This window comes from Mesorhizobium sp. M7A.T.Ca.US.000.02.2.1, assembly GCF_003996995.1.
Taxonomy (GTDB): domain Bacteria; phylum Pseudomonadota; class Alphaproteobacteria; order Rhizobiales; family Rhizobiaceae; genus Mesorhizobium.
On record NZ_RZTT01000377.1, the window covers coordinates 1 to 5,904 of the forward strand.

The window sequence follows — 5,904 nt, forward strand, 5'->3', positions numbered from 1 at the left end:
GCGCTGCTCATTTCAGCCCCTCGAGATAAGCGACGATTGCGTTGAGCTCGTCGCCGTTGAGATCTGCCACTGGCATGTGGGAACCCGGCTTGATGCCTTGCGGGTCGGCTATCCAGGCGGCGAGATTGCCGCGGCTCATCGTCAGCGTTCCGGCCGCCAATGTTTTCCGGCTGGCGATGTGGGTGAGGTCGGGAGCCACCGTTCCGCCGGCCGGCGTTCCCCCGATCCTATGGCACATCACGCAGGGGCGTTTGAGGAACAGGTCCGCGCCGGCCTTGGCTTCGCCGCTCGCCGGCGCGCCGGCCGGCTGCAACTGGTCGTTCAGCCAGGCATCGAATTTCGGGCGCGGCTCGGCGATGATGAAGGTGCCCATATTGGCGTGCTGCGCACCGCAGAATTCAGCGCATTGACCGCGGTAGACGCCCGGCTTGTCCGCCTTGATATCCAGCACGTTCATGTGGCCGGGGATAAGATCGAGTTTGCCGGCCAAGCTTGGGATCCAGAAGGAATGGATCACATCGGTCGAGGTCAATAGCAGCCGCACCGGCTCGCCGGCAGGGATATGGATCTCGTTTGCCGTCGTCAGGATGCGGCTCGGCGTAGCATCCTCGTAGCGCAACTCCCACCACCACTGGTGCCCGGTCACCCTGATTGTCAGCACAGCCTCCGAGCCGATCGCAGCCAGCGTCCTGTTGGCGAAAAAGCTTAGCAGCGTCAGTCCGATCAGGATGATGGCGGTCAGTCCGACGGCGGACGCGACCACGCGCATCTTGCGGCGTTCGGCCGCTTCGTCGAGTAAGAGGGGTTCATCGCCGGGACGCGATCGCATAACCAGCGGTGCTGCGAGCGCGATCATCACCAGCACCCACACAACCGCGCAAAGCGCGGTGAAGAACCAGATCAGCCAAGCCAACTCGTCGGCTGCGGGGCCTTTCGGATCCAGCGCGGACTGCCAGCCTGCGCATCCCTGCAGAAGCAGGAGACAGAGAGCGAAGGTCATCGAAGCCGGGCGCCTCACGGTGATTTGCCCAGTGTCGCGGCATCCGGCAGGCGGTTTTCCGAGGGATGCACCATCATGCCGTCATTGCGTTGCGGCGCGGCGGAGGAGGGCGCGTTGCCGCCCAGTGCACGCACATATGCCGACAGCTCCCATATCTGGTCATCGGGTATCTTCTGGCCGAAGCTCGGCATCCCGTTCGGCCTGCCGTCGCGGATCGTGGCGTGGATGCTTTCGATCGAGCTGCCGTAGAGCCACTTCTCGTCCATGAGCGCCGGGCCCATGCCGCCACCGCCATTGGCATGGCAGCCCGAGCAGTTGAACCAGCTGAACAGGCGTTTGCCCTCGCTCATGTGGAAGGCGTTGGCCTCGAAGCTCGCCGCCTTATTGTCGGTGGGGGAGGGTCGCTGTCCGCCCGGCTCCAACGTGGTGACGGGCGTCGGCTGCTCACCTGAGCCGAGCGCCGATTGCGGTCGCGTGTCGCGCTCCTCGCGCTGGCAGGCGACCAGGGCCAGCGTCAAGGGCAGTAACAACGCCAGAGCCTGCCTCATCGCGCCGGACTCCCGGCCATGTCCAGACGCGGCACGCCGTATTGCGCCAGAACCGCGTCGATCTCGGCCTTGTGTCTGGCAAGCGCGCTATTCACATCGCTACGCAGCGCATCGTCCTCGCGCCGAAAACCCATTGAGATGTCGTACATTAGCGGCAGTTGCGGTCCGTCGATGCGAGGCGTGACCGGCGTGATCCGGAGTGACACCTTTTGCCTCTGGGCGAAATAGCCGGCGAGCGGACCCCAGACCACGGCAAGATCGATCTCGCCGTTCGCGACAGCTTCGACGATGCGCGCCGGAGGGTTGGGAGCGGAGTAGTCGCCATAGACGGGGTAGCCGATGAGGTGCCCGACGATGCCGCGGCGGCCAAGCGCCTGGACTGGCGGCGAGTTGGCGCCATCGTCGCCGATGAGCTGAACACCGATACGCAATTCTTGCAACCGCGGGTCGTTGAACGAGGCCACGTCCGGGCCGTCCTGGCGGGTTACAAAGACATAAGACGAACGGTAGTAAGGCGTGGTCGTGCGCAGCATTTCGAGATTGGCAGGCGTGCCGGGCACGAGATCGCAAAGGCCTGCCTTCAGCGTGTTGCGGATGAAGCCACGGCGCTGCGCCCACCAAGTATACGTCAGCTTGGCGCCGAGATCAGTGGCGATGATTTCCGCGATCTTGTTCTCGAAGCCTTGACCGGCCGCGTTGGAAAACGGCATGTTGTTCGGGTCGGCGCACACTCTCAACTCACGTGGATTGGCAATGGCCGGCAAGAGCAACAAGGCGAGCCCGGCCATGCCGATCGCCACCCGTTGGAACGCCTTTCGCGCCGGACGTACGGTCAAGTCCAATCCATCAAGGCAGCCGGAACACATAAAGCGTGCCTCCCGCCGTGGTAGCGTTCTTTAGATCCTTCATCGCGTTGACGAAGCCAAGTGCCGCGGTGGCATCGCGCGGGTCGAGGTCGCCGGAAACGATGGCACCGGCCCAGCCACCGACGCCTGACAGAATTGCGACATATTGGTGCCCATCGGGGCCGCGATAGGTTATCGGCTGGCCGATGATGCCGGACGATGTCTTGAATTGCCAAAGGAGATCGCCAGTCCTGGCGCTGACCGCCTTGAACCAGCCTTCCATGGTGCCGTAAAAGACGACATCGCCGGCAGTGACGACGGTGCCGCTCCACACCGGAAAGTTCTCCTTCAGGACCCAGGCCGGCTTCGCGGCGGCAACATCCCAGGCGGTGAAGGCACCACGATTGCCGCCCGGCCCGGGGATCATGCGTACGTTCATGCCGACATAGGGCGTGCCTGCGATGTAGTTTACCTCGACGCCTTCTTCATCCATGCAGAGATTGTTGTGGGGGATGTAGAGCAGGCCGGTCCTCGGCGAAAAGGCCGATGGCTGCCAGTCCTTGAGGCCGGACGCTGTCGGGCAAATGTCTCGGACCACCTTGCCGGTGCCGGTCTTCTTGTCGGGGTTTGCAATCAGGCGGCCGGTCTTCAGGTCGACGCCTTTGCTGGAATTAACCGGACCGTAGGCTGTGGCGGACAACACCTCGCCAGTGGTTCGATCAAGGATATAGAGGTAGCCGTTGCGTTCCGGTCGGACGAGGACCTTGCGCGGCTTGCCTTGCCAAGTCATGTCCAGAAGAATCTGCTCGTTGATCCCGTCATAGTCATGGAGGTCATGCGGGCTCCACTGATAGAACCACTTCGCCGCTCCGGTATCGGGATCACGCGCGAAAATACCGGACGTCCATTTGTTGTCGCCGGGCCGCAAATCCGGATTCCACGGTCCTGGATTGCCTGTGCCGTGGAAGATCAAGTTCAAGGCCGGATCGTAGGAGATCCAGCCCCACATATTGCCGCCGCCGATCTTCCAGGCTTCCGGCGGCCATGTCGTCACGCCAAGGTCTGTGCCCTTGTCCATGTCATAGTGGGGCTTGAAGTCCGGGCCGATCAGCACATCCTTGTCGGGTCCAGTGCCATAAGCCGTCCAGACAATATGCCCGTCTCCGGCATCCAGCGCCTTGACCCAGCCGCGGACGCCCATTTCGCCGCCGGAATTGCCGACCAAAACTTTGCCCTTCACCACCAGCGGAGCCATGGTGATGGTCTCGCCGATGTTGATGTTGCCGATATGAGCGTTCCAGATTGGTTTGCCTGTGTTGGCGTCGAGGGCGATCGTGTGGCCGTCCAGCGTGTTGAAGAAGATGCGCCCGTCGGCGAAGGCCGCGCCGCGGTTGACGACATCGCAGCAGGCCACCCCTTGTGCCGCCGGCTCGGGGTTGGGCTCGTACTTCCACTTCATCGGCGCGCCGGGCCTGGAAAGGTCGAGCGCGTAGACGATGTTGGGAAAGGGCGTGACGATATACATGATGTTGCCGACAACCAGCGGCGCTGCTTCCTGGCCCTTGTTCACGCCGGTGGAGAAGGTGAAGGCGACCTGCAGGTTCTTGACGTTGCCTTCGTTGATCTCGGTCAGGTCGCTGAAGCGGGTCGACGCGTAGTTCTTGGCCGGCATAGTCCATTGCCCGTCATCGGGTGGCGCGGCGGCGGCGGGCGGCGCAATAGCCGCCGCCGATGGCGGCTCCGAGGCACCGCTCAGGAATGGGCCGCATGCCAGCAGCATCACCGAGAGTATGCAGGTCCGAAAAGAATTCCAGATCGCCAATGCGCGGGCGCCTTGTCGTGCGTCAACGCGCGCCTGTGCCGGGTGCAGCCTTCCTTTCATTTGTGGATCGAGCCTCCCACGCCGGCGCCGAGCTCCGCCGCGATGTCAGCCTCGGTGCCGGCACAAAGCGGATGGCCCCAGCCCGAGGCGCTTTTGCCGCCGGGATCCAGATCGTAGACGATGGCGTCCTTGCGATTGGGATTGACTCCGGCGGGAACCTTGTCGAGGCCGAGCGCCGCGCGAACACGCCAGGCGACATTGTGATCGGCGCATGAGGAATCTCCGGAGACCCCGATGCCTCCGACGATGCTCTTTCCGTCATAGAGGGCAAGCCCGCCGCCAAACACAACGATGCCTCCAATCGGCTTGCCGACGAGCGGATCGCTGGCGCTTCCGAACGTTTTGGGATCGCCCGCATAGGCTGCGGCCTGGTTGACCGGATTGGTCTCCTGCAAGCCGAAAAGCGGCCCGCCAGGTTGCGCCCCCGCGTAGAGATTGGCCGTCGATAGGGCCATTTGCGCCAAGCTGAGCCCATTGGCCGTATTGGCCTTCTCTGCCGCGACGAGGCGACTGCCTGGCCATTGGGAATCGGCGGTGGGACCGCTGAAAGCGATCGCGCACACGGCGCCGTCGCGGGCAACGACAGCCGCCCATTCGTTGGTCTCAAAGCCTCCGTTGGCAGGTCCGCCGCTCGCTTTCACATTGGCCTTGAGGACAGCGAGCAGCTTATCGTGGTCGGCCGGGCAGGGCGCCTGTGCCATGGCTTGGCCCTGTGGGGACAGGCCACCCGCCAACACCAGGCCAAAGGCTGATAAGAAAAGCTGACAGCGGTACATTGTCCTGCCCATTCGTCGAGCATCAAAGAATCATGGAGCACTCTGTCAGACTGGAGAATGCGAGAAAGAATCCGTGATCCAATGCCGTCGGTGTCTAACTTGGGCGATGCAGGTATGTTCCTGCTTTTGGAAAAAAATGCACATTTCCCGTCCGGTGAATGGCAAGGTCGCCGTCTGTCCCGCCGGCGGCCGGCTCGTCGCACCTAGTGAGCACTTGGCATTATCGGAGAAGCGGAGCGGTTGCGGGACCATACGGACGATCCACCCGGACTCGCGACAACGCTCATTTTGCGATGAAAAATGCCTTAGTTGAGAAGGCGACGGTACTTTTTGAGGCAACTTGGGCACGCTGGTGGACGCCATAAAATTCGAAAATTGCCCGGATGGTCCCGATAGTTGGTGAAACCTCGAAATATTTTTTGTGGCGATTTTCCCTTTAAAATCAAAAGCGTAAATTTTTGACGGTTCTAGTGTCGGAATTTTAGCAGTTCTGGAAAATATTTGACAGCGATTTCAACGGGTTATACGCTGTTTGAACAATCGAGTGGGAGTAGGGAAGCTACGGTGATAAAGTCATTCGGCGGACTAGCCGACCTCCGTTTGCGACCACGCAGGTGACGCACGCAATAGACCCCACCCCCGCTCCGCGAACTGCGCCCGCGAGCGCGACCTTATACGCCTCATCGAAGTTGGAGTGCCGAGCAGCGGCAGCCTTATCGGCCGCGTGAAGACCTCAAGCGCGAGGACAAACTACGCCATGCGACCTTGCGAGCTATCCGAGAGGCGAAGCCACGAGCCCTCGACGCGACGACGCATCCACTCAACACTGCACATCGCGGAGGCGACCGAGGCG

5 protein-coding genes are annotated in these 5,904 nt (G+C 62.2%); all 5 read right to left on the bottom strand.

The annotated features are described in order from the left end of the window. Nucleotides 1-7 precede the first annotated feature (7 nt). Genes coxB through EOD15_RS26945 form a run of 5 tightly spaced genes read right to left on the bottom strand, consistent with a single transcriptional unit; the run spans nt 8 to nt 4,976 of the window. Entirely contained in the window at nt 8-1,000 is a 993-nt protein-coding gene (gene coxB / locus EOD15_RS26925; protein WP_127331652.1) for a cytochrome c oxidase subunit II, read from the bottom strand. A gap of 14 nt (nt 1,001-1,014) precedes the next feature. Beyond that, the gene (locus tag EOD15_RS26930) at nt 1,015-1,548 is read right to left on the bottom strand and encodes a c-type cytochrome (protein ID WP_127318940.1); all 534 of its coding nucleotides are present in this window, start codon (nt 1,546-1,548) and stop codon (nt 1,015-1,017) included. Next, nucleotides 1,545-2,414 (bottom strand): substrate-binding domain-containing protein, encoded by an 870-nt coding sequence (locus EOD15_RS26935; protein ID WP_127318938.1) that lies wholly within the window; start codon nt 2,412-2,414, stop codon nt 1,545-1,547. Before EOD15_RS26935 ends, EOD15_RS26930 begins: the two co-directional genes overlap by 4 nt. Then, nucleotides 2,395-4,275, bottom strand: a complete 1,881-nt coding sequence (locus EOD15_RS26940) for a methanol/ethanol family PQQ-dependent dehydrogenase (RefSeq protein ID WP_127318936.1) — start codon at nt 4,273-4,275, stop codon at nt 2,395-2,397. Before EOD15_RS26940 ends, EOD15_RS26935 begins: the two co-directional genes overlap by 20 nt. After that, nucleotides 4,272-4,976, bottom strand: coding sequence for a heme-binding protein (locus EOD15_RS26945; RefSeq protein ID WP_127318934.1), 705 nt, complete (start codon nt 4,974-4,976; stop codon nt 4,272-4,274). Before EOD15_RS26945 ends, EOD15_RS26940 begins: the two co-directional genes overlap by 4 nt. Nucleotides 4,977-5,904: the final 928 nt, after the last annotated feature.